This window comes from Actinacidiphila sp. bgisy145 (assembly GCF_057708125.1).
On sequence record NZ_JBYIRL010000033.1, the window covers coordinates 34,806 to 57,662 of the forward strand.

A 22,857-nucleotide genomic window follows, 5' to 3' on the forward strand; every position below is an offset into this window, starting at 1 on the left:
GTGCGGGGTGCGTTCCTGCGGGTGCACCGTCCGGGGGTGCGGGGGTGGTGGAGGGACCGGGCCGGCCGGTCGGGCGCGTGGGCCCGCCCGCCGCGTGGCGCGGGGGCGAGACCTCCGCCGGCCGGCCCGGAGCCGGGGGGCGCTACTGCACCGCGTAGTCCGGCAGCAGCTTGCCGAACTGCTTGGCCGCGGAGTCCAGTCCGCTCTGCACGCTCGCCTTGCCCTGGAGGATCTTGATGTACTCCTGCTGGAGCGGGGTGAACAGGCTGCCGACCTGGGGGAGCGCCACCCGCGGGCGGGCGGTGTCCAGGATCGGCTTGAACCCGGCGATCTGCGGGCTCTTGAGCACCTGCGCGGTGTACGCCGAGGTGCGGGTGGGCAGCGTGCCGTTCTTCACGGCGATCTGCTCCTGGCTGCTGGTGGAGGTCATGAACTGGGTGAACAGGTAGGCCGCGGAGAGGTTCTTCGAACCCTGGTAGACCGCCAGGTCCTGGCCGCCGGTCGGGGCGAGCGGCTTGCCGGTGGAGCCGGCCGGCACGGACGCGTAGCCGAGGTTGGCGGCGTCCTTGAACGCCGAGCCCGTCAGGTCGTCGCCCACCGACCAGGGGCCCTGGATCAGCATGGCGACCTTGCCGGTCTTGAACGACGTCTGCATGTTGTCGTAGGCGTTGGCGAAGTCGATCTTCACGGAGGAGGAGTCGTAGATCTTCTTCGCCTCGGTGACGGCCTTCACCGCCTCGGGGGAGTTGATCGTGACCTTCTTCGCCGACGGGTCGGCGAGGTCGGCGCCCTCACCGAAGAGGAAGGGCAGCAGGAAGTACGAGTCGGGGTTCATGTAGGTGCCGGTCGCGCCGGTCTTGGCCTTGATCTTCGCGGAGTCGGCGACCAGTTCGTCCCAGGTGGTCGGGGGCGCCGCGATACCGGCCTGCGCGAACAGCTTCTTGTTGTAGAGCAGCCCGAGGGTGTCCGTCACGGAGGGCACGGCGTACGACTTGCCCTCGTACTTCGTGGTGTTGAGCGGTCCGGCCACGAAGTCACCGGTGTCGGTGAGGGCGGTGGTGCCGTCGAGCGGGGCGATGTAGTGCAGCGAGGCGTACTCCGGGATCAGGCCGACGTCGGTCCTGATGACGTCGGGCGCGCCCTTGCCGCTCTGGGCGGCGGTCTTGAACTTCTGCTCCACCGTGGAGAAGTCGACGTTCTGGTAGTTCACCTTGATCTTCGGGTACTTCTTCTCGAAGTCGGCGATCAGCGCCTTGTAGGCCGGCGCTTCGACCTTCGCGTCGGAGGTGTCCCAGTAGGTGACCGTGCCCGACACCTGGGCGGGGTCCTTCGCCTTGCCGCTGTCCTGGCTGCCGCCACTGCCGCTGCCGCCGCCGCAGGCGGTGGCACCGAGGACGATGGCCGCGGCCATCGCCACGACGGATATGCCGCGTCGCATACCTGACTCCTTGATGAGGGAAGTGCCCGTTCACCCGATCCGGCGGCTCCCCGGCCCCATCCCACAGGCCGGTGTCCGCTCGGGCTGGGCAGGACCGTAACAGCGGTGCAACGTCTTGCGAAAGACTCTGCAAGAAACTTTCTGCAAGATCCTTCACCGCTGCCGCCGGATCACCCCTCACACACCTCCGCCGGACCGGGAACCCCCGATCCGGCGAAGTGCCGTGCGCAGTAACGCAGTTGGCGTCAGACGGTGTCCTCGAAGAGTTCCTCGGCCGTGGTGACCGTCAAGCTGCGGGTCAGCCACCGCATGAGGTCTTCTCGGTCGGGGTGGTGCAGGATGCGGTCGCGGGTCTCGTCCGGGATGTCGATCCCGCGGCTCTCCAGCACGAGCAGCACCGACTCGGCCACGCCCTCGATCTTGCCCTCTGCCTTGCCCTCGATCGTGCCTTCGCTCTTGCCCTCCAGGAACTTGCGCTCCGCGAGGGTGCCGCGGCCGGGGAAGTAGCTTCCGTTCTTCATGAGCTTGCTCCAGAGATCCTGTGCCGGGGTGTTCTCCCCGAGGCCGATTTCCAGCATTTCCGAGTAGTAGTCGCGTGACTCCTGGTCCGCCGTGGCGAGGGCCTTCGCCAGTGCTTCCAGTATGTCCGCGCTGTTCGGGTGGCGGCCATGCGTGATGGCCGAGAAGGCGGCGAACGCCAGGTGTTCGGCCGCCTGATCGCTGTCGGTGATCAGCGGGATGTTCCCGGGGCCGAGCGCCAGCGGACGGACGGTGAGCGCGGTCCACCCGCCCCACCCGTGGTGGAAGGGTCCCGCGGCCCACTCCGCGGTCGTCTTGTCCTGGCAGACGACCAGAAGCAGCGTGGGGCAGTCGTACTTGGCGCTCAAGTACGACAGGTAATACCCCCAACTCGACGGCTTCTTCTCGTCGCGGCGCCCCTGTGCCTCGATCGCGAGGATCAACCCCTGCGTGCCGTCGTCCGGTTGGAGCCGCAGCACGGTGTCCACGCGGCGCTCGACCGGGTGCATCTCGGTGACGTCCGTGGGCAGCACCTCGACGACCGGGTTGTGCGGTATCCGCACCCCCAGGACGCCGAAGACGGGGGTGATCAACTCAGGTCGGCCCTGGAAGATCCGATGCGACGCTTCGTGTCGTGAAGTGACCATGGAGTGACCGTATTCGATCATTTGGCGTGCGCGTCCGAAAACGGCAACTAATCACCCGATGGAGTGATTTGACTTGACGTACGTGCCAACTGGGCGAATAAAAAGAGCTTATAAGAGCCTGATGTGAGCCTTGCCAAGATGGGCGTCTGCACAACTTCCGCACAGTGAGGACAAGTTGTGACCAAACCCTTCACGGGAGCTTCTCAAAGTGAGACGGGTCACGATTGGCGGGAACGGGGGAACCTTTGGGGCATCTTGCGCGTCCATGTACCCATGAGCACCCCGCACGCCACGATCCGGCACGCCTCGATCGAGGACTTGGACGCGATCTGCGGCGTCCATGCCCGCGCCAGGGCCACGTACTACGAAGGCCACCTGGCAACGGAGTTGTACAGCGGCCCGGCCGAGCTGGAGCGGCAGCGGGCAGGCACCGCGCGCGCCATCACCGCGCGGGACCGCATCGTGCTGTGCGCGACCCGGCAGGACCACCTCGTGGGCTTCGCCGTCCTGGGCGCGCGCTTCGACGGGGACGAGCTGTTCCACTTCCACATCGACCCGGAGGTGTGGCGCACCGGCACCGGCACCGCGCTGCACCAGGCGTGCGTCGCCGAGTGGCAGGCCGCCGGGATCGGGCTGGCCCGCCTGCAGGTCTTCGCCCCCAACGCCCGCGCCCGCGCCTTCTACGTCAAGCAGGGCTGGGAGGAGGACGGCCGCAAGGACGACCACGTCACCATGCAACTGCGCATGCCCAAGCTGCCGTCCCCGCTGCCGCCCTCCGCCACGGCCCCCGCCGCCAGGCCCGCCTAGGCCGCGTAGACCTGCGGAGGACCGCCCGGCTGCCGCCCGCCTGAGCTGCGCCTGTCCGGCCCCCGCCTGTCCAGCCCCCGCCCGCCCGGATTCCTAGTCGTCGCCCAGGGGGGACAGCGCGGTGCCGTCGTCGAGGCGGCCGCTGAGCGTCGCCCGCGTCCCCCGCGCCGCCGGGGTGGACAGGAACGCCCCCTGGGACGTGGCCTCGACGCCGTTCGTCGCCTTGATGGACGCGGTGTCGCGGCTGCCGGCCGCCAGCAGGTACCACCGGTCGGCGGGCGACTTCCACATCACCCCGGCCATCACGTGCTGGTCGTAGCGGCTGCACGCGTTGCCGTCGGCTTGCTGCCCGGCGAGCGTGCCGAGCTCCGCCGTCTTCGCGGCCGGCGGCACGAACTGCACCAGCGCGATGCCCGGCCCGCGCCAGGTGTCGGCCCGGTCGCAGGTCCACGACGCGTCGCCCGCGCCCTCGGGCAGCGCGGTGTCCGCGAACTCCCAGTTGTCGACCGCCTTCACGCCCTGCCCGCGCAGCTCGACCAGCCGGCACGCGCTGTGCGCCCAACTCGCCAGCGCCTGCGACCCCGTGGCCTCCCGCGGTGCCACCGCGCCGCCCACCGACGACGGCGGGCTGTAGGTGAGGTGCACCGGCGCGAGGTCGCCGAGGTCGGCGACCAGGAACGACTTCTCCGCGCCGATCGACGCCGAGGAGCGCAGCTCCATCACCGGCCACGTCGTCCCGCACGCCGCGGAACCCGTCGCGTTCGACGCGGCGCTGGGCCCCGGCATCGGCACCGGGTCGGTCACGCCGTCCGCGCTGCGGTGCAGGTCGGCGGCGTCCTGGCCGGGGCGGAACAGGTCGCGGGTGCTCGCCTGCGTGACCCAAGGGGCCGTGAGGAAACGGGCGTTGCCATCCACCCGGTCCACCAGCAGCGCCGCCGAGGTGGTCAGGTCGGCGTTCTGCGCCTGCGCGAAGTCCAGCGCGGCCCGGCCCGTACCGCTCTTCGGCTGCGCGTAGCGCACCACCCGCAGCCCGTCGTAGAAGATCACCACGGTCGCGGCGTCCTCGTCCCCGGCGAAGAGCAGTTGCGGCGGCTGGGTGGGCCCGGTGCGCGGGGTGCCCGGGGTGGCGCTGACGTCCACCGAGGAACCGGGGTTCGCCCACACTGCCAGCGCCCGGCCGAGCAGCTCGGTGTCCTTCGTACGGTCGCCCCGCGCGGGCCAGGCGGAGAAGTCCAGCCGGGCGGTGGCCTTCCAGCCGGCCGCCGGCACCTTCACCAGCGCGGCCGGGTCCAGCGCGCGCGGGTCGGCGCCGGGCGTCCCGGAAGCCGCGTAGTGCTCCGTCGAGGAGCCGCCGCCGACCACCGCGAACAGCAGCGCGCCCGCGGCGACCACCGCGGCGGCCGTGCCCGCGATCCGGCCCCGGCGGCGGCGCCGCAGCAGGTCGGTGGGGCGCAGTTGCAGCGTGCAGGCGTCGAACTCGCCCGACGCCAGCAGCCGTCGGCCCGCGACCGGGCCCGTCGTGGTGTCGGCGCGGCCGCCCCCCGCGTCCGTACCGAAAGCCGCCCCCGGACCGGCGTCGAGGCCCGCGCCCGTGACGACCCCGGTCACCACGCCCGGCACCGCGCCGCTCCGGGCGGGCACCTTCACGCCCGCCGCGAGCCGTACCGCCTCGCGCGGGTCGACCACGCCCGCCGCGTCGAGCACACCGCGCGCGTCCGGCTCGCCCAGCGCCTCCGCGGACATCAGCGCGTACGCCGCCCGGGCCGGGGCCGGCAGCGAGGACAGCGCGCGGTACAGCGCCGCCTCGGCGTCGCCGCCTGCCTGCGGATGCGCCCGCAGCCCCGTCAGCCGCGGCGGCCGCACGTTCTCCAGCGCCGCGCGCAGCCGTCCCTGGTCGCCGAACTCCAGGGCCGCGCGCAGCACCCGCACCCGCAGCACCCCGTACGCGCCGCCCTGCCGGGAGGGCGCGGGCGAGGTCGGCAGCGCGGACTGCACCAGCCGGTGCGCGGCCAGCGCCCGGCGGTGCTTGCCGAGGTCGGCGGGCAGCGTCACGTACGCCAGCCGGACCAGCCGCGGGTAGTGCTCGACCAGTGCCGCCTCGGCCTGTGCGACCGAGATGGTGGCGGACGAGCCGCGGGAGGATGCGGAGGAGGTGCCGGATGCCGCTTGCGTCTTCACGCAGTGTCGAACGAGCCGTTGATGCGATGGTCACCCGGGGGCGTCACACGAACGTGTGAAGGGCGCCCCACCGAGTTCGGCGGGGCGCCCTTCATGCGGCGTACGGCGGAACGGCCGCGGCCCGGGACCGGGCGCGGACCGGCGCGGCCCTACGACGGCCGGCTCGGCTCGGCTCAGACCAGCCCGGCCTTCTCCAGCGCGGTCCCGCAGGTGTCCACGATCAGCCGCGTCACCACGTACGGGTCGATGTTCGCGTTCGGGCGGCGGTCCTCGATGTAGCCCTTCTGGTCCACCTCGACCTGCCACGGGATGCGCACCGACGCGCCGCGGTTGGACACGCCGTAGCTGTACTCGTTCCACGGGGCGGTCTCGTGGGCGCCGGTGAGGCGGTGCTCGACGCCGGAGCCGTAGTTCTTGATGTGCTCCAGCGGCTTGTCGTCGCGGCCCAGCGCCTCGGCGGCCTCGATGATCGCCTCGTAGCTCTCGCGCATCTTCTTGGTGGAGAAGTTGGTGTGGGCGCCCGCGCCGTTCCAGTCGCCCTTGGCCGGCTTGGGGTCCAGGGTGGCGGAGACGCCGAAGTCCTCGGCGGTGCGGTACAGCAGCCAGCGCGCGACCCACAGGTGGTCGGAGACCTCCAGCGGGCTGAGCGGGCCGACCTGGAACTCCCACTGGCCGGGCATCACCTCGGCGTTGATGCCGGAGATGCCCAGGCCCGCGGCGAGGCAGTTGTCCAGGTGCTTCTCCACCACCGGGCGGCCGAAGATCTCGTCGGCGCCGACCCCGCAGTAGTAGCCGCCCTGGGGCGCCGGGAAGCCGTTCTCCGGGAAGCCGAGCGGGCGCGAGCCCTGGAAGAACGTGTACTCCTGCTCGATGCCGAAGAGCGACTCCTGGTCGGCGAACTTCTCGGCGACCTCCCGCAGCGCGGCGCGCGTGTTGGACTCGTGCGGGGTGCCGTCGATGTTGAAGACCTCGCACAGCACGAGCTTGTCCGCGCCGCCGCGGATCGGGTCGGCGAAGGTGGCGACCGGCTTGAGTACGCGGTCCGAGGCGTGGCCCTCGGCCTGATTGGTGCTGGAGCCGTCGAAGCCCCAGATCGGCAGCTCGGCGCCGTCCGCGAGGATCTTCGTCTTCGAGCGGAGCTTGGCGGTCGGCGCGGTGCCGTCTATCCAGATGTACTCAGCCTTGTAGGTCACGGTGACGCCATCCTTAACGAACGTGAGCGCGGGTGCGGCACCGAGCCGCGCTGATCGGGCCGGTAGGCAGCGTCCCAACAGCGCTTTTCCCCGCCGTTGCCCGGCTGTTAACCACGTGTGAACTGCCCGCCGTGACCAGCGGGAACCCCGCCGTGAGGTGCAGGCGGGACAGGGGTGGCGCGCCGTCCGGAGCACGCCGGGCGCGGGTAGGGTCGAGGGTATGCCGCACAGCATCGTGGAGTACTCCGCCAACCTCGCCGACACCTTCGACCGCCCGCAGTTCGCCAAGGGCCTGCACGAGGCCCTGGTGCGGGTCGCCGGCGGCCGCGCCGAGGGCTGCAAGACCCGCTTCGTCCGGCTCGACGAGACGTACATCGCCGACGGCTCGCCGCACTACTCGATGGTCCACGCGCAGGTGGGCATCCTGTCCGGCCGCCCCCCGCAGGTACGGCGGGAACTGGCCGAGGCGGTGCTCGCGGCGCTGCGCGACACCGTACGGCCCCTGCCGGAGGCCGAACTCCAGCTGTCGGTCGACGTACGCGAGCTGGACCGCGAGACGTACGCCCAGCACGACACGCCCGCGCAGGTGCGGTCATGACGCTGCGCGTGGGGCTGCTCGGCACCGGACCCTGGGCGCTGAAGGCGCACGCCCCCGCGCTGGCCGCCCACCCGGACGTGGAGCTGGCCGGGGTGTGGGGCCGCCGCCCGGAGGCCGCCGAGCAGCTGGCCCGGGAGTTCGGCGGGCACGCGTACGGCGACGCGGACGCGTTGATCGGCGACGTGGACGCGGTGGCGATCGCCCTGCCGCCGTCCGTGCAGGCGCCGTTGGCGGTGCGGGCCGCGCGGGCCGGCAAGCACCTGCTGCTGGACAAGCCGCTGGCCGCGACCGTCGAGGACGCGCGCGAGGTGGCCGACGCGGTGGCGTCCGCCGGAGTGCGCTCGGTGGTGTTCTTCACGCTGCGCTTCGGCGCGGGCACGTCGGCGTGGATCGAGCAGCAGGCCGCCGCAGGGCCGTGGTTCACCGGCCGCGCCGACTGGTACGGGGCGGTCTTCGGCGGTGCTGCCAGCGCCTACGCCGACTCGCCGTGGCGGCGCGAGAAGGGCGGACTGTGGGACGTCGGCCCGCACGCCCTGTCGGTGCTGCTGCCGGTGCTCGGCGACGTCACCGAGGTGCACGCGGTACGCGGCCCGGCGGACCTGGTCCACCTGACGCTGCGGCACACCTCGGGCGCGTCGAGCACGGCCGTGCTGACGCTGACCTCGCCGCCGCCCGGCGCCGGCGTGGCGATCGAGTTCCGGGGCGCACCCGGGATCGCGACGTTCCCCGCCGACATCGGCAGCCCGCCGACCGAGGCGCTGGCCCGGGCCGTCGACGCGCTGACGAGCGGTGCGCCGCACGCCTGCGACGCCCGGTTCGGGCTGCGGGTCACCGAGATCCTGGCGGCGGCCGAGCGGGCACTCGACGCTTGACCTTCGGCGACCTGGCGACCTGGTGACCCGGTAACTGCGGCCCGCGCGCGGACAGGTGGAGCGCGGGGCCGGGCGCGCTGGGCCATCCGGGGGAATGCGGGCGAAGGTGCGCCGGATCGGGAAGAGACGTGCGTCGGTCGTGGTTCGCAAGTGGCATGAAGGCGATCGTTTACAGCAGCAGCGGCGGCCCCGATGTCCTCACCCTCACCGACCGGCCGGTGCCCGAACCCGGGCCCGGCGAAGTGCGGGTGAAGGTCCATGTCTCGGGGGTCAATCCGACGGACTGGAAGTCGCGCGAGAACACCTCCCCGCAGTATCCGCAGGTGCCCAACCAGGACGGCTCCGGTGTGATCGACGCGGTCGGCGCGGGCGTGCCGGCCGAGCGGGTCGGCGAGCGCGTCTGGCTGTGGGAGTCGGCCTACCAGCGGCCCGACGGCACCGCGCAGGAGTTCACCACGGTCCCGGCGCGCAAGGCAGTCCGGCTGCCTGACCACGCCTCCTTCGACCTCGGCGCCAGCATCGGGGTGCCCGCCATCACCGCCCACCGCGCCCTGACCGTCGCGGAGTTCGGCCCGGTCCGGCTCGCCCCCGGCGCCCTCGCGGGGCGTACGGTCCTGGTCGCCGGCGGCGCGGGCGCGGTCGGCAACGCGGCGATCCAGCTCGCCCGCTGGGCCGGCGCCACCGTCGTCACCACGGTCAGCAGCCCGGAGAAGGCCGCGCTGGCCACGGCGGCGGGCGCGCACCATGTGGTCAACTACCGCGAGCAGGACGCCGCGGCCGAGATCCGCGCCCTCGCGCCCGACGGCGTGCACATCGTGGTCGAGGTCGCCCCGGCGCACAATGCCGCCCTGGACACGGCGGTGACGGCGAACAACGCGGTGATCGCGTTCTACGCCAATGACGCCGGCGAGTTCACCGCGCCGGTGCGTGCCTCCATGGCCCAGAACCTGCGCTGGCAGGGCCTGCTGCTCTACACGGTGCCCGACGAGGCGAAGGACGAAGCGGTGGCCGCGGTGTCCGCCGCGCTCGCCGACGACGCGCTGCGGGCCGGGCCGGAGGTCGGCCTGCCCTTCCACCGCTACCCGCTGGAGCGGACCGCGGAAGCGCACGAGGCGGTGCGGGGCGGGGCGGTCGGGAAGGTGCTGATCGACGTGGCCGGGTAGGCCCGGGGCAGCGGGCTGATCCCGGGCCGCCGGTGCGGTGCGGTGGGGTGCGATGCGGTGCGTTGCTGTGGTGCGGGCGGTCGCACCGGTGCCTGGGGACTGCGGCGGCCGGGCGGTCAGGCGGTCAGGCGGCGGAGGCGACGTACGCCTTCGCCGCGGCCTGGGCGACCTGCTCGACCTGGTCGATGGCGCCCTGCTCGGTCCGCTGCCCGGACGACAGCACACTGACCAGCAGTCGGTGCCCGTCGTACGTCACCTCGCCGATGCTGTTGATGTCCCACAGCCCGGTGGCGCTGCGCTGGAGCCAGCCGTTCTTCAGCGCGTAGCCGGAGCTGTCGGTGTCGGCCGCCGACACGCCCCAGCGCTCACCGGCGACGACGGACCGCATCAGCCCGGCGATGTAGGCGCGGGAGGTGGACGACAGGGGCGAGCCGCTGTCGAACACCGCGTGCAGCAGGGCGATCTGGTCGCCCGCGGTGGTCTGGGTCAGCCCCCACAGGTCGTTGTCGCCGCCGACGGTGTGGGTCAGCCCGAAGGACGCGTTCGCCGTGGCCAGTCCCGCCTTGCGGCCGATGGTGCGCCACAGTTCGAGGGCCGCGCTGTTGTCGCTCTCCTCGATCATCTTGGTGGCCAATGCCTTCTGACTTGCCGTCAACTGGGTGCCGGTCTTCTGGTGTTGGAGCAGCAAGGTGGCGAGGATGTCCACCTTGACGATGCTCGCGGTGTCGTACGAGGTCGCGCCGGTGGCGTAGGTCGCGGCGGAGCTCGTGCCGGCGGTCGAACCGGCATCGGTGACCGCGACGGACACATTGCCGCTGACGCCGAGGGCGCGGACCGCCGAGGTGACGGCGGCCTGGGTCGAGGCGGTGGTCGTGGCCGCGGTGTCGGCCGTACCGGCGTCGGTGGCGGACACGTCGGTCGGCGAGGTCGTGGTGGAAGCCGAGGCCGAGGGGCTCGACGGGCTGGCGCCGGCCTTCGGGGTGGCCGTGTCGGTGGTGGTGTTGGTGTTGATGTCGGAACCCGCCTTCGCCGACGGCGACTGCACGATCGTGGCGAGCGTGAGGACGGCCATCGCGGCGAGGGCGGTCACGGAGATCAGCAGCGGACGGGTCCAGGAGCGGGCGGCGGCGTGCGCGGGCGCGGAGCCGGTCGCAGCCGCCGCGGGTATCGCGCCGGGGGCGACGAGCCGCGTGGCGGGCTCGGGGGCGCCGGCGTCCTCCTCCGCTCGCGGTGGGACCGGGGCCGCGCCCGTACCGTCGCCGTGTGTGCCGGCCATGGCCGCCCACCCCCCGCCTTCGCGGTCCGCCAACGGTCTGCGCTGTTCCATGCCACCGACCCTAGGAACGGTTTCTGGGGTTCCTCTGAGAGCCGGGTGGCAATCGTCTGAGACATGCCCGGGGCGCCCGCGGGTGCCCGTGCCGGGGCGCCTACGGGCGGGGGTGCCTGCGGGAGGTGCCCGCCCGACGCGTCCGTGCGCGGTATTTCGCGGGGCCGGACGGTGCCGACCGGCGTGCGGCTGACGCTACGAGCGGGGTGTTGTCGCCGTGTGACCGGGCGGTGACGATCAGCGCACTGGTGCGGTGGGCGCGGTCCCCGTGCTGGATGAGGGGGCGGCGCCCGGCGGGAACCCGGCGCTCGGCGCGGACGTGCCGGTTGATGCGGGCGCGCTGTCGTGTTCAGCCCCGTAGTCCGATCCTGCGACGATGCTCAGCCGCAGCCGGGTCTCGTCCTCGCTGCCGACCGCGGCCGTCATGATGACGATCTTCAGCTCGGAGTCGCCGTCGGTCAGGACGTCGCAGTCCACCGTCACGGTGCCGACCACCGGGTGCTCGACCCTCTTGTGGTCCTCGCGGTGCGCGGCGACCGTGCCGGCCGCCCACAGCTCGGCGAACCGCTCGTTGCCGGCGGTCAGGTCGCGGATCAGCGCGGCCAGACGGCGGTCCCGGGGGAAGCGCCCGGTGGCGCGGCGCAGGTCGGAGACCACGGCGGCGTCGGTGGCGGGGCGGTCCGCCTCGATCACCGGCCACCGCGACAGGACCCTGGTGCTGCCCTCCACCGGGAAGCGGTCGCGGGCGAAGTTGCGCTGCTGCGGGGGCGCGCCGGACGGGTCGCCGATCAGCGCGGCCCAGCCGCGGTTCCACCACAGCAGCTGCCAGTCCGCGGCGAAGACGGCGGCGGCCGTGCCCTGGAGGCGGGTGAGCACGCGGTTCATGCCGGGCGGGAGGTGGTCGGAGACCGTGCCGTTCACCGGCGGGACCAGCCCGGCCAGCCGGTAGAGGTGGTCCCGCTCCGCGGTGGTCAGGTGCAGGGCGCGGGCGAGGGCGGCCACCACGGAGGATGAGGGAGTCGTGGCGCGTCCCTGTTCCAGGCGTACGACGTAGTCGACCGAGACCCCGGCGAGGTCGGCCAGTTCCTCGCGCCGCAGCCCGGTGGCCCGCCGTCCGTGGGCGACGGGCAGGCCGACGGCGGCCGGGGGGAGGCGGTCGCGCCAGGTGCGGATCGTCGCGCCGAGCCCGAGCCCGAGCCCGAGTCCCGGCCCGGGTGTCGGCTCCGGCGTGGCCGCGGGCGCCGGGCGGCCCGGCCCTCCGGCTGCCGTCGGTGTGCTGTCCCTGCCGCGCACGTCGTCCATGCTTCCATGCTCGCGCACCCGGAAACGGAGCGGCAGCCACGAAGGTGGTACGGCTGTTCCTACCGTCGGACCGTCCCTGGTCGGCCCCTCCGGCCGTCGGCACCATCGAACCCATGACGATCACTTTCATCACCGGAGCCAACAAGGGCCTCGGCCGCGAGACCGCCCGCCGCCTCGTCGCACAGGGCCACACCGTCCTCCTCGGAGCGCGCGACCGCGCCCTGGGCGAGGAGGCAGCCGCGGCAGTGGGCGCGCGCTACGTCCCCATCGACGTCGCCGACGACGCGTCCGTGGCCGCCGCTGCCGCCGACATCGCCGCCCACGAGGGCCGGATCGACGTCCTGATCAACAACGCGGGCGTGCGCGGCCCGTCCGGCGGTCCCGGCGAACTCACCGCCGCCGACGCCCGAGCCGTCTTCGACGTCAATGTCACCGGCGCGGTCCGCACCACTGCCGCGTTCCTGCCGCTGCTGCGCCGGTCGGACGACCCCGCCATCATCAACGTCAGCAGCGGCATGGGCTCGCTCGCCTTCACCCACGACCCGTCCCGGCCCGAGTTCCATGTGGTCGTGCCGCTGTACTGCGCGTCGAAGGCGGCGCTCACCATGCTGACCACGCAGTACGCCAAGGCCCTGCCCGACATCCGCGTCAACGCCGCCGACCCCGGCTACACCGCGACCGACCTCAACGACCACCGCGGCACCCAGACCGTCACCGAGGGCACCGACGCGATCGTCGCGCTGGCGACCGAGGGTCCGGGCGCGGGCAGCGGGCGCTTCGTCGACCGCTACGGTGACATCGCCTGGTCCTGACGCGGGTGCGGGGCACGGAGGGGTCCCGCGTGCAACAGCACGTCGGAGGTGAGCGGGGCGATCCCCCGGTGCGCTACCAGCTGCTGCCGATCGTGCCTGCCGCAGCCAGGATGCCGCCGAACCGGTTCTCGCCGACCTGCCCGATCACGCGGCCCGAGACGGCCGACCGCCTTGGGGCAGCCCGTACTTGACCGTGCCGTCCAGCGACAGCCGCTGCTCGGCAGCGAGTTGGAGCACCCCGGGCCGCCGCCGCACCCAGCCGGCATCGCACGCCCTCGTCGCTCGTCGCTCATGGCTAGTCGCCCGGCCCGCCCGGGTCCGGCACGGGTGCCTGTCGAGCCGGCCGGCCAGGGGCCCCGCCCGCGCGCTCAGCTCGGCCGCGACCAGGCGTCCCACAGCGCCGCGTACGTGCCCCCGGCCGCGCGCAACTCCTCATGGGTGCCCTGCTCGGTCACCCGCCCTGCCTCCATGACGAGGATCGTGTCCGCCGTCGCGGTCTGCGCGAGCCGGTGGGCGACGAGCAGCGCGCTGCGCCCCCGCAGCACCCGGGCAGCGGCGGTGTCGAGCAGCCGCGCGGAGTCGCTGCCGCCCTCGGCCGTGGCCTCGTCGAGCACCACCACGTCCGGATCGAGCAGGAACAGGCGGGCCAGGGCGAGGTGTTGGGCCTGGCTGGGGCCGAGGTGGTGACCGCCGGCACCGATCACCGTGGCGGCGCCGTCCGGCAGCGCGCCGACCCATCCGGCCGCGCCGACCGCCTCCAGGGCGGCGCCCACCTCCGCGTCGGACGCCTCGGGCCGCGCCAAGCGTATGTTGTCGGCCACGGTGCCGGCGAAGAGATGGGTCTCCTGGGTGACGAGGGCGACCGAGCGGTGCAACTCGGCGGGGGAGAGGTCGGTGAGCGGCACCCCTTCCAGCGTCGCGCTGCCGCGCCGGGGCGTCCGCAGGCCGGCGAGGAGCGTGGCCATCGTGGACTTGCCGGACCCGGTGGTGCCCACCACCGCGACATGACGGCCCGGCTCGATCCGCACGGTCACCCCGTGGACGACGTCGGGCCCCTCGCCGTAGCCGAAGTCCGCGGACTCGAGGCGGAGGACAGGCGGCCCGGACCGGGTACGGGGGAGCGCCGGTGCGGGCAAGGGCACGGGCCGTGGCTCGGGCGCCCCGGCGGTCCTCGCGGGAGCCGCGTCGAGCACCCCGATCAGGCGGGCCAGCCCCGCCGCCGCCTGCTGCACGCTGTCGAACGCGCCCAGCACCATGTTGATCGGGTCGAAGAGCCCGACGAAGAAGAGGGCAGCCGTGGTCGCCGCTCCGACGCTCGCCGAACCGGACCGGACCAGCACCGCGGCGGTGAGCAGGATCGCGCCGAGCCCGATGAACTCCGCGACGTTGAGCCGCCCGAAGAAGCGGGTGGCGGTGCGGATGGCCCTGAACTCGTACTCCGCCGCTTCCAGGGACGCCTCCTCGACCCGGGCGTACTGGCGGCGGCCCAGGCGCAGCGCCCGTACGGTCGGCAGGGCGCCGAACGCGCCCAGCAGCGTGGAGGTGCGGTGGCCCTCGGCGGTGCGGCCGGCGGCGTAGATCGGGCGGGACGTGCGCAGGTACCAGCGCAGGGTGTACGCCTGAAGCGGCACCGCGAGCAGCCCGGCGAGCGCGAACCGCCAGTCCAGCGAGGCCAGTCCGACCAGAGTGGCCAGGATCGCCAGCGCCGCCGACACGAAACTCCCGAAGCCGCCCTGCGCCGCCTCGGTGACGCGCTCCACATCGCCGGACACGCGCGAGACGAGGTCGCCGCTGCCGCCCGCCTCCACGGTGTCGACCGGGAGGCCGAGCGCCGTGCCGACCACCTCCTCGCGCAACTCGGCCACTTCCGGCAGCACGACCCGGGCGAGCAGGACGTTCGACGCCCAGGTGGCCGGGGCGCCGAGCACCGCCGCCACGGCGAGCAGGACGACCGGCCCGATCACCGCCGATGTGCCGCGGCCGTCGACGACCGCCTGCGTCACCCGGCCGATGGCGATCGGTCCGACGAGACCGAGCGCGCTCTGGGCGATCATCACGGCCAGGGTCGCGGCGAGCAGCGCCCGGCGCCTGCGCAGGACGCCGCGCAGATATCCGCGGGTCCTGCGGCCGTCGGCGACCGGCAGCAGTGGTCGGGGCTTCGTCGACATGTCGACGGCCTCCGCGGCGGCGGTGCCGGAGGCGTCGGAGGTATCGGAGGAGGCGTCGGCGGTGGTGGCCGGGGAGCTGGCGGTGGAGCCGGTGGCGTTCATCGGGTCAGCAGCTCCCGGTACGCGGCGTTGTCGCGCATCAGCTCGGCGTGGGTGCCGCTGTCCGCCGCGAGCCGGCCGCCAGGGGCTCCGTGCGGCGCGTCCGGCGCACCCTCGCCCGCGGGCGTCGCTGCCGGCGCGCTGCTCGGCGCGGGGCGCAGGAAGAAGACCCGGTCGCAGCGGGAGAGCAGCGCCGGGCTGGTGGTCACCAGCAGCGAGGTCCGCCCGTCGCGCGCCCGCAACTCCCGCAACCGGCCGGCGATACGGTCCTCCGTGGCCGCGTCCACCGCCGTCGTCGGGTCGTGCAGCACCAGCACCGGCGGATCGGCGGCCAGGGCGCGGGCGAGGGCGACGCGCTGCCGCTGGCCGCCGGACAGGCTCTCCCCGCGGTCGCCGACGGGCGCCTGCGCCCCACCGGGCACCGTGTCGATCACCTGGTCCGCGAACGCCGCCCAAGTGCCGCGCTCCGCGGCCTTCCCGTCCGGCGCGAGCAGCGCGATGTTCTCCGCGATGGTGCCCGGGAACAACACGGCGTCATGCGGCGACACCAGTACCCGCGCGCGCAGATCCGCCAACGCCACCTCGCCCACCTCCTTCCCACCGACCTCGACCCGCCCGCTCCCGGGCTCGCCCTCCCGCACCAGCAGCCCCGGAATCCGCCCGGCGACCCCGGGCACATCGACCACCAGCCCCGTCAACTCGCCGCGCTCGGCGACGAACGACACTCCCGTGAACCCCTCCACCTCGACCTCCGACACCACGACCCGCCCGTCTGCCCACTCACCCGGATCGAGGCCGTCCCGCACCACTTCCGGCATCCCCACGACCTCAAGGACCCGCCCCGCGGACGCCACCGCCCGCGCATACGCCGCACTCGCCCCCGACACCACCTGCATCGGTCCCACCACGAATCTTGCCAATCCCAAAGCCGCCACAAACTCGCCCAAACCCATTCGACCCGAAAGTGTGAGCCACCCGCCCACTCCCGCGATCACCGCCAAGTACCCGCCGGTGAAGGCCGTTCCCACCGCCGACAGCAGCGACTGCGACGACACCGCCCGCAGCGACGCGCCCAACGCGACCTGGCTGGCCCGCCCGTACTCCGCCGCCGCGGTCCGCTCCGCCCCGATCCCCTTCAACACCCGCATGCCGCGCACCAGATCCTCCGCGAGCACCGCCGCCCGCCCGGCCTCGTGCTGCTCCGTACCGCTGTGCCGCCGCAAGCGCCCCGCCACCCTGTCCTGCACCACGAGCAGCAGCGCCGTACCGAGCAGGATCACCGCGCCCAGCGGCAGCGAGAACCACAGCAGTAGCCCCGTGGACACCGCGAGGACCGCGACCGCGGCCACCGTCTGCGCGACGACCCCCGCGAACGCGCCGACCCGGCCGGCGTCGCTGGCCGCGCGGGTGAGCAGGTCGCCGGGGGCCAGCTGCACGCCGCCGGTCGGCCGCAGCACCCGTTCGGCCACCCACATCCGGACGACGTGCCCGGTGTGCTGCTTGGCCCGCATGCTGGCGCGGGCGCCGAACCGGAACGACAGGGACAGCAGGACGAAGTCCGCGGCGAGCACGCCCAGCCAGAGCGCGATCGCCCACCGGCCGCCGCCCGCGACGGCCTGGCCCACCGTCGCACCGACCGCCACCGGCACCATCGACTCGCCGAGCTGGTGCGTGCTGTAGAGCGCCGACGCGGCCACCAGGTCCCGGCGCCGGGAGCGCAGCGCCCCCCACAGCAGCGCGCGGGCCGACGGCCACTCCACCGCACCGGCCGCCGACGAGGGGTCCGCGGGGGAGGGGGCGGCAGGCCGCGGCGATACGGCTGGGGCGTCGACTGTCACCAAGCCGACCTTAAAGGGACTGTTCGGCGGCGTATACGCGTTATGCGGTCAGGAGGTATCGCCCACCGGCCAGCGGGTGAGGGGACCTCTTGAAAATGAAAACCAAAGTCGTATAATGGTGGCATGGCCAGAAACGAACTGCGTCCCGTCGTCAAGCTCCGGTCCACCGCGGGCACCGGCTACACCTACGTGACCCGCAAGAACCGGCGGAACGACCCCGACCGCATGACCCTCCGCAAGTACGACCCCGTCGCGGGTCGCCACGTCGACTTCCGAGAGGAGCGCTGAACGCCATGAAGCCCTCCATCCACCCCGCCTACGGCCCTGTCGTCTTCCGCGACCGCGCCTCCGGCGACGCCTTCCTGACCCGTTCCACGCTCACCAGTGACAAGAGCATTCAGTGGACCGACGGCCGGACCTACCCGGTCTTCGACGTCGAGGTCTCGTCGGCGAGCCACCCCTTCTACACCGGCACCCAGCGCGTCATGGACTCCGCCGGCCGCGTCGAGCGGTTCAACCGCCGCTACGGCCGCCCGGAACCCGAGAAGCGGTGAGCCCCCGCCCCGCCCGCCGGCGGGGCGCGGACCGGAGACGGCCCGCCCCCGCACGGACCGGCCACGAGGCCCGGCACGTCCGACGTGCCGGGCCTCGCCGCGTCCGCGCCCCCTCCCTCGCATCAGCCGGACTCATGGGCTGAATATCGGACTTCTCCCGCGGGCTGTGGATAACTTTGCGCATGGCGGCGGACGCAGCCCGTAGCGTGGTTCTCGCGTGGCGCAGGGAGCGCCGCGTTCATTCCCGTCCGGGAAGCCGGGGATGACCGGGGAAACAGGGGTTCCGGGGGCAGAAATGGAAGGGTTCGTTTTCGGGGAGTTCCGCCTGTCGGTCGGCGGTCGCGGCCAAGGCATCAGGCTGGAGCGCGCCGCGCCCGAGACCGGCCGGCGCGGCGGCGGTCGCGGCGGGGGGCGCGGCGGGGGAGGCCACGACGGGGGCGGCGGCCCGGACGACCCGGCCCTGCTCCTGCCCGAGCGCCGGGTGCGCCACCCCCACACGGGTGTCGTGGGCACACTCGTGGGGCGGGAAGAACAACTGGGTCTGTTGCGCAGCGTGGTGCGGTCGCGCCGTATGGTCGAATTCACCGCGCCGTGCGGATCGGGAAAGACCTCCCTGCTGCGCGCTGTCGCACCGGACGCATATATCCGCGCCGGCGCCGCCGACCTCGAGGACTTCCTCCAGGACCTGGTCCGCGAATTCTACGAATACCCGCCCGGGGCACCCCGGCTGAGCACCGAGGAGTGCCGCCACGCCCTCGAACAGGTCGTCGCCGTCGTCGCCTTGGACGACGTGGGATACGACCCGCCGCAGATCGCCGAACTGCGCGACGCGTTACGCGGCTGCGCGGTGCTGATCGGCGCGGTCCGGCCGGGCGTCGGGCGGCTCGGCGTCTCGCACCCCCTGCCGGGCCTTTCCGCCGAGGACGCGGTGACCCTGTTCTCCCGCTTCCTCGGCCGGATCGTCGCGGGCGCCGAACTCCCGCCGTCCCACCGGCTGGTGGCCGCACTCGGCGGCCGACCCCTCGCGCTGCGCCAAGCCGCCGCGCTGGTGCGGTACGAAGGCCGGGGCATCGCCGAGCTGGCGTGCGAGGTGGAGCCGGACCCCGAGGTGCTGGACGAACTGGCGATCGCCGTGCTCGGCCCGCGGTCCAAACGGGTGCTGGCCGTCCTGGCGCTGCTGGGCGGCGCCCACCTGCCGGCCCGGCTCGTGGCGGCCATGGCCGAAGTCGAGCCCGGCACCGAGCGGTTCGAGCAGCTGTGCGCCCGAGGGCTCGCCGAGAAGCACGGCGACCGCTTCGGCCTGCCGACCGGCCTGCCCGAGCCCTACCTGCGGCTGCTCCACCCCCACCTCGACCTCCGCACCGCCCTGCGGGCCCTGGCCGGCTGGATCGAGGCGCGCGACCCGGGCAGCGAAGAGGCGGGGCAAGCCGCCGACGTGGCAGTGCCGTTGCTGGATGCGGCAGCGAGCCACGGCGCGTGGGACACCGTGGTCGCGCTCGCCCTGACCGTGGAACCGGTGCTGTGCCTCCAGGGCCACTGGCGATCCTGGCAGCGGGCACTCGACATCGGGCGCATCGCGGCGCAGCGGCTGCCGGACCCGGTCGCCGAGGCCCACTTCGCCCACCAGGAGGGCACCTTGCACCTCCTGGAGGGCCGCCGCGGCGCGGCCATGGCCGCGCTGACCCACGCGCTGGAGCTGCACACACGGCGCACCCGCCTCGGGAACAGCCCCGCGGTGGAGGACACCCGGGCGAATCTGGCGCTCGCCGCGGGCAGCAGCGGCGACACCCGGGACACGGGCGGCGCGGGCGCCGCGCGCACCCTGCTCGGCAAGCGGCTGTCGGGCATCGGACGCTCGACCGGCCGGCGGCGCAGAGCCCGGGCGCGGCGCCGCAGCCGCAGAGCACTGGTCGGGGTGGGGACCGCCACCGCGGTCCTGGCGACCGGCGTCGCCGTGGCGGTCGGCGCCGTCGGCCGCGACGGGCTCGGCGGTGTGGGCGGCGCCAGCCGGCACAGCGGGACCTCGGCGGCCGGCGCGAAGGGCGGCCCGGCGTCGTCCGGCGGCCTGCCCGGCCCCCGGCGGTACGACGGCACCGGCACCCAGGGCGCCCCGGGCAGCACCGACCCCGCCGCGACCGACGAGCCGACCGACCCGGACACCGCGCTGCACCCCCTCACGATCAAGGGCACCGCGGACTACGGCGACGTCCACGCGGGCCCGTCCGGCACCGCGCCCGTCGCCAAGCTCACCATCACCAACCCCAACAGCAGATCCGTCGCCCTGGACGCGATCTCCCTCTCGGCCCGCTCCGACTTCGCCATCACGCAGGGCTCGTGCCACACCGAGGCCACCACGGCGCCCGGCTTCCTCGACGACGAGGCCGGCGGCACCCCGGCACAGTCCAAGGGCCTCGCCGCAGGCGGCAGTTGCAGCGTGACCGTCCGGTTCGCACCCACGGCGCTCGGCAGCCGCGCAGACACCCTCACGGTCAGCTACGGCAAGGGCGCCAAGAGCACCGCCCGTCTCACCGGCCGCGCCTTCGCCACGGTCAAGGTCACCGTCGCCCCCGACACCGACGGGCGCCGCCACGGCTACGTCGACATCAGCTCCGACGGCGCCGTCACCAGCTGCGACCAGGCCGCCCCCTGCACCGTCCGCTACTACGACACGAAGACGCCGCTGCGCCTCGAAGCCCACGGAGATCCCGCGGCCACGGACGGCTCCGGCACCACCGGGACCACCAGCAGCGGGAGCGCGGACACCGGCGGCACCGGCAGCACGAGCACCGCGGGGAGCACCAGCGGCGCCACCGGCACGACCGACGGTTCGGGCACGCCGTCCGGCAGCACCTCGACCACCGGCTCGACCGGCATCGGCACCGTCATCAGCCCGGGCTACCTCCCGGGCAGCTGGACCGGCCCGTGCGCCGGCTCCTCCGACGCGTGCACCCCCGCCCCGGGCGGGGACATCACCACCATCGTCACCTTCACCGCGAACACCTCATGACCCGCCCCCGAGCCCGCCTGCGCACCCGCACCACACCGCACCCGGCAGGCCCGGCCCATGACGCTCGCCGGGCCCGGCCACCCGACCCGCCCCTACTTCAGAAAACGCGACAGGCGGCGGTCCGCGAGCGGCTTCCCGCCCGTCTGGCAGGTGGGGCAGTAGTTGAGCGCCGAGTCGCTGAAGGACACCTCCCGAATGGTGTCCCCGCACACCGGACACGGCTCGCCCTTGCGCCCGTGCACCCGCAGCCCGCTCTTCTTCTCCGCCTTCAGATCCCGCAGCGGCAGTCCGCGCGACCGCTCCACCGCGTCCCGCAGCGTGCTGCCGATCATGTCGTAGAGCAGCGCCGCCTCCTGCCCCGACACGTTCGCCGCGAGCTTGTACGGCGACATCTTCGCCGCGTGCAGGATCTCGTCGGAATAGGCGTTGCCGATCCCCGCGATCACACTCTGGTCCCGCAGCACCCCCTTGATCTGCCGCCGCTCACCCGCCAGCATCCCCGCGAACACCTCCGGCGTGAACTCCGCCGACAACGGGTCGGGCCCCAGCCGCGCCACCCCCGGCACCTCCGCCGGATCGTGCACCACATAGACCGCCAGCCGCTTCTGCGTGCCCGCCTCCGTCACGTCAAACCCCGCCCCCGCCGGCTCCCCCAGCCGCACCCGCAGCGCCAGCGGGCCCTTGCCGGGCCGCGGCGGCGCATCCGGCAGCTTCTCGCTCCACCGCACCCACCCGGCCCGCGCCAGATGCATCACCAGGTGCAGGTCATCGGCCACCAGATCCAGGAACTTCCCGTACCGCGCCACCGCCCCGAACCGCCGCCCCTCCAGATCCCCGACCCCCGGCTGATACGTCTTCAACGCACTCACCGCCACCGGATACACCCGCTCCACCCCCTTCCCCACCACGTGCTCCGCCAAAAACCCCCGCAACGCCTCAACCTCGGGCAACTCAGGCATGCCCCCATTCTCCCCCACCCCGCCCCGACCGCCAGACGACGAGCCGAGGCGGCCCGCCCGCACCCGGTCAGCGCGATCCGCCCCGCGGCCACACCGGACACGACCCTCACGGACCTCGACAACGGCCGTTGCTTCGCAGCGGATGCCTGGTACTCCGGCCGTAGAGCGTGACCTTGCTGGTAGCGGCTCGGTGGGGGTAGAGGTGCGGCCACCGTTGATCATCTTGAGTCGCGCGGATATGCCGCTGGTGTTGCGCGAGTTGTCCCAGAAAGCCACCAGGCACTGGGGGTTGCGGCACAGCTTCAGGCGGCGCCAGGTCCCCGTGAGTTGCGCGTCGTGGATCGCCAGAAGCACGGGCTGCCCGAACGCGCGGGTGCCCACCGAGTCCGGGGCGAGGCGGACGGTGCCATCGGGGTCGAGTCGCAGGCGGGCGGTGGTCTCGACGCGCGGCGGCGCGGTGTCCTCGCCCCGAGACGGATCGCGGTCGCGGGCGATCAGCGAGAGTCGCACCGCGTCGCGTAGGGACCGGAGGGCACCCACGCCCGGGCGTCCTCCGCGACACGCTCGGCGCGGCCGCCACTGTCCGCGACGAGCCGGAACCGCTCCGCGAAGGCGGGGCGCGAGACGCCGCGCAGGAGCCCGAACGGACGGGCGAAAGGAGCTGAAAGCCTGATATCGGGGCAGCCGGGCCTGAGGGGGAATCGACGATCGGAGACATCGTGGCCAAGCACGCGAAGATCACCGAAGGCGACCGGGTGAGCTGGAGGAGCCATGGAGGCACCGCCATCGGCACCGTCAAGCGCAAGCTGACCCGCAGGGGCCGGGCGGCCGGACGCACGGTCGACGCCTCGCCGCACGAGCCGCAGTACGAAGTGCGGAGCGAGAAGTCCGGCGGCACCGCCGTGCACAAGCCCAGCGCACTGACCAGGCGGCCCAGGCACGAGGGGAAGGGCCGGTGACGGGCGGCGCGGACGACGACCGGAAGGACACCGTCCGCGACTTCCACGACGCGGTGAACATGACCGCGTCGGAACTGGAGGAGTGGCTCGCCACCGACGAGTCCCGCCACGCCGGGCAGCACAAGGGAGGCGGCGAGAGCACCGGCCACGCGTCCGGCCGCCGGATCGTGGAGCTGCTGCGCTCGCGCCAAGGCGACCTCGACGCCGACGACGAGCGCCACATGCGCAAGGTGTCCGGCTACGTCCGCCGACACCTCGCGCAGCGCCCCTCCGGTGACGTCACCGCGACCACGTGGCGGTACTCGCTGATGAACTGGGGCCACGACCCGCAGAAGTGACTACTGCCGGCCGCAAGAGGCGCGGACGGCCGGCGCGGACCCTGGTGATCCCGTCGTCCTCGATGGGGGAGGCGATGCT

General features: G+C 73.6%; 19 protein-coding genes. 10 read left to right on the forward strand and 9 right to left on the reverse strand.

All coding sequences use genetic code 11. The features are described 5' to 3' along the window. Positions 1-142 precede the first annotated feature (142 nt). Both AC3ERT_RS26660 and AC3ERT_RS26665 read right to left on the reverse strand, forming a co-directional pair. The gene (locus AC3ERT_RS26660; RefSeq protein ID WP_335982742.1) at positions 143-1,438 is read right to left on the reverse strand and encodes an extracellular solute-binding protein; all 1,296 of its coding nucleotides are present in this window, start codon (positions 1,436-1,438) and stop codon (positions 143-145) included. A 245-nt stretch (positions 1,439-1,683) separates the two neighbouring features. Continuing rightward, positions 1,684-2,604, reverse strand: a complete 921-nt coding sequence (locus AC3ERT_RS26665) for a hypothetical protein (protein ID WP_435177221.1) — start codon at positions 2,602-2,604, stop codon at positions 1,684-1,686. 273 nt (positions 2,605-2,877) lie between these two features. Here AC3ERT_RS26665 and AC3ERT_RS26670 point away from each other — a divergent pair, with 273 nt between their 5' ends. Beyond that, entirely contained in the window at positions 2,878-3,411 is a 534-nt protein-coding gene (locus AC3ERT_RS26670) for a GNAT family N-acetyltransferase (protein WP_435177223.1), read from the forward strand. A gap of 93 nt (positions 3,412-3,504) precedes the next feature. Here AC3ERT_RS26670 and AC3ERT_RS26675 read toward each other — a convergent pair whose 3' ends face one another. Together AC3ERT_RS26675 and glnII are read right to left on the reverse strand one after the other, a co-directional pair. Continuing rightward, entirely contained in the window at positions 3,505-5,589 is a 2,085-nt protein-coding gene (locus tag AC3ERT_RS26675; protein WP_435177225.1) for a hypothetical protein, read from the reverse strand. Positions 5,590-5,762: 173 nt separating this feature from the next. Next, on the reverse strand, positions 5,763-6,782 hold the full coding sequence (gene glnII / locus AC3ERT_RS26680) for a glutamine synthetase (RefSeq protein WP_435132995.1): 1,020 nt from the start codon (positions 6,780-6,782) through the stop codon (positions 5,763-5,765). A 220-nt stretch (positions 6,783-7,002) separates the two neighbouring features. Here glnII and AC3ERT_RS26685 point away from each other — a divergent pair, with 220 nt between their 5' ends. The 3 genes from AC3ERT_RS26685 to AC3ERT_RS26695 all read left to right on the forward strand — a co-directional run bounded on the left by AC3ERT_RS26685 (position 7,003) and on the right by AC3ERT_RS26695 (position 9,415). Continuing rightward, positions 7,003-7,380, forward strand: coding sequence for a 5-carboxymethyl-2-hydroxymuconate Delta-isomerase (locus AC3ERT_RS26685; protein ID WP_435132998.1), 378 nt, complete (start codon positions 7,003-7,005; stop codon positions 7,378-7,380). A 2-nt stretch (positions 7,381-7,382) separates the two neighbouring features. Beyond that, positions 7,383-8,252, forward strand: a complete 870-nt coding sequence (locus tag AC3ERT_RS26690) for a Gfo/Idh/MocA family protein (RefSeq protein ID WP_435133060.1) — start codon at positions 7,383-7,385, stop codon at positions 8,250-8,252. Between the two features lie 155 nt (positions 8,253-8,407). Continuing rightward, positions 8,408-9,415, forward strand: a complete 1,008-nt coding sequence (locus tag AC3ERT_RS26695) for an NADPH:quinone reductase (RefSeq protein WP_435177227.1) — start codon at positions 8,408-8,410, stop codon at positions 9,413-9,415. Between the two features lie 124 nt (positions 9,416-9,539). Here AC3ERT_RS26695 and AC3ERT_RS26700 read toward each other — a convergent pair whose 3' ends face one another. After that, complete coding sequence (locus tag AC3ERT_RS26700) at positions 9,540-10,742, reverse strand: serine hydrolase (RefSeq protein WP_435177229.1); 1,203 nt, start codon at positions 10,740-10,742, stop codon at positions 9,540-9,542. Positions 10,743-10,979: 237 nt separating this feature from the next. After that, positions 10,980-12,044, reverse strand: coding sequence for a helix-turn-helix transcriptional regulator (locus AC3ERT_RS26705; protein ID WP_435177231.1), 1,065 nt, complete (start codon positions 12,042-12,044; stop codon positions 10,980-10,982). Between the two features lie 113 nt (positions 12,045-12,157). Here AC3ERT_RS26705 and AC3ERT_RS26710 point away from each other — a divergent pair, with 113 nt between their 5' ends. Continuing rightward, a complete protein-coding gene (locus AC3ERT_RS26710; RefSeq protein WP_435177233.1) occupies positions 12,158-12,856 on the forward strand; it encodes an SDR family NAD(P)-dependent oxidoreductase in 699 nt (232 codons plus the stop codon). Between the two features lie 368 nt (positions 12,857-13,224). Here AC3ERT_RS26710 and AC3ERT_RS26715 read toward each other — a convergent pair whose 3' ends face one another. Both AC3ERT_RS26715 and AC3ERT_RS26720 read right to left on the reverse strand, forming a co-directional pair. Next, the gene (locus AC3ERT_RS26715) at positions 13,225-15,126 is read right to left on the reverse strand and encodes an ABC transporter ATP-binding protein (RefSeq protein WP_435177235.1); all 1,902 of its coding nucleotides are present in this window, start codon (positions 15,124-15,126) and stop codon (positions 13,225-13,227) included. Continuing rightward, positions 15,123-16,961, reverse strand: coding sequence for an ABC transporter transmembrane domain-containing protein (locus AC3ERT_RS26720; RefSeq protein WP_435177237.1), 1,839 nt, complete (start codon positions 16,959-16,961; stop codon positions 15,123-15,125). Before AC3ERT_RS26720 ends, AC3ERT_RS26715 begins: the two co-directional genes overlap by 4 nt. A gap of 123 nt (positions 16,962-17,084) precedes the next feature. On the opposite strand from AC3ERT_RS26720, the gene rpmG reads away from it, so the two are divergent. The 3 genes from rpmG (at position 17,085) to AC3ERT_RS26735 (ending at position 20,522) form a co-directional block, all read left to right on the forward strand. After that, positions 17,085-17,249 (forward strand): 50S ribosomal protein L33, encoded by a 165-nt coding sequence (gene rpmG / locus AC3ERT_RS26725; RefSeq protein ID WP_055610751.1) that lies wholly within the window; start codon positions 17,085-17,087, stop codon positions 17,247-17,249. A 5-nt stretch (positions 17,250-17,254) separates the two neighbouring features. Continuing rightward, a complete protein-coding gene (locus tag AC3ERT_RS26730; protein WP_335982768.1) occupies positions 17,255-17,515 on the forward strand; it encodes a type B 50S ribosomal protein L31 in 261 nt (86 codons plus the stop codon). 571 nt (positions 17,516-18,086) lie between these two features. Next, positions 18,087-20,522 carry a hypothetical protein gene (locus tag AC3ERT_RS26735; protein WP_435177239.1) on the forward strand — a complete coding sequence of 812 codons (2,436 nt, stop codon included), beginning with the start codon at positions 18,087-18,089 and terminating at the stop codon, positions 20,520-20,522. 92 nt (positions 20,523-20,614) lie between these two features. On the opposite strand, the gene AC3ERT_RS26740 is transcribed toward AC3ERT_RS26735, so the two are convergent. Continuing rightward, positions 20,615-21,481, reverse strand: a complete 867-nt coding sequence (locus AC3ERT_RS26740) for an Fpg/Nei family DNA glycosylase (protein WP_435133020.1) — start codon at positions 21,479-21,481, stop codon at positions 20,615-20,617. 719 nt (positions 21,482-22,200) lie between these two features. On the opposite strand from AC3ERT_RS26740, the gene AC3ERT_RS26745 reads away from it, so the two are divergent. Together AC3ERT_RS26745 and AC3ERT_RS26750 are read left to right on the forward strand one after the other, a co-directional pair. Continuing rightward, on the forward strand, positions 22,201-22,440 hold the full coding sequence (locus tag AC3ERT_RS26745; protein ID WP_335984114.1) for a hypervirulence associated TUDOR domain-containing protein: 240 nt from the start codon (positions 22,201-22,203) through the stop codon (positions 22,438-22,440). Further along, positions 22,437-22,778: a DUF3140 domain-containing protein gene (locus AC3ERT_RS26750; protein WP_435177241.1), complete on the forward strand. Its 342-nt coding sequence runs from the start codon at positions 22,437-22,439 to the stop codon at positions 22,776-22,778. The genes AC3ERT_RS26745 and AC3ERT_RS26750 overlap by 4 nt, the downstream gene beginning before the upstream one ends. Positions 22,779-22,857: the final 79 nt, after the last annotated feature.

Bases quoted from the DNA above. Each gene is read 5' to 3' on its own strand.
- AC3ERT_RS26670 (WP_435177223.1), top strand. From the start codon at position 2,878: ATGAGCACCCCGCACGCCACGATCCGGCACGCCTCGATCGAGGACTTG.
- AC3ERT_RS26705 (WP_435177231.1), bottom strand. From the start codon at position 12,044: ATGGACGACGTGCGCGGCAGGGACAGCACACCGACGGCAGCCGGAGGG.
- AC3ERT_RS26740 (WP_435133020.1), bottom strand. From the start codon at position 21,481: ATGCCTGAGTTGCCCGAGGTTGAGGCGTTGCGGGGGTTTTTGGCGGAG.
- rpmG (WP_055610751.1), top strand. From the start codon at position 17,085: ATGGCCAGAAACGAACTGCGTCCCGTCGTCAAGCTCCGGTCCACCGCG.
- AC3ERT_RS26710 (WP_435177233.1), top strand. From the start codon at position 12,158: ATGACGATCACTTTCATCACCGGAGCCAACAAGGGCCTCGGCCGCGAG.
- AC3ERT_RS26735 (WP_435177239.1), top strand. From the start codon at position 18,087: ATGGTCGAATTCACCGCGCCGTGCGGATCGGGAAAGACCTCCCTGCTG.
- AC3ERT_RS26685 (WP_435132998.1), top strand. From the start codon at position 7,003: ATGCCGCACAGCATCGTGGAGTACTCCGCCAACCTCGCCGACACCTTC.
- AC3ERT_RS26715 (WP_435177235.1), bottom strand. From the start codon at position 15,126: ATGAACGCCACCGGCTCCACCGCCAGCTCCCCGGCCACCACCGCCGAC.
- AC3ERT_RS26695 (WP_435177227.1), top strand. From the start codon at position 8,408: ATGAAGGCGATCGTTTACAGCAGCAGCGGCGGCCCCGATGTCCTCACC.
- AC3ERT_RS26665 (WP_435177221.1), bottom strand. From the start codon at position 2,604: ATGGTCACTTCACGACACGAAGCGTCGCATCGGATCTTCCAGGGCCGA.
- AC3ERT_RS26660 (WP_335982742.1), bottom strand. From the start codon at position 1,438: ATGCGACGCGGCATATCCGTCGTGGCGATGGCCGCGGCCATCGTCCTC.
- AC3ERT_RS26730 (WP_335982768.1), top strand. From the start codon at position 17,255: ATGAAGCCCTCCATCCACCCCGCCTACGGCCCTGTCGTCTTCCGCGAC.
- AC3ERT_RS26700 (WP_435177229.1), bottom strand. From the start codon at position 10,742: ATGGAACAGCGCAGACCGTTGGCGGACCGCGAAGGCGGGGGGTGGGCG.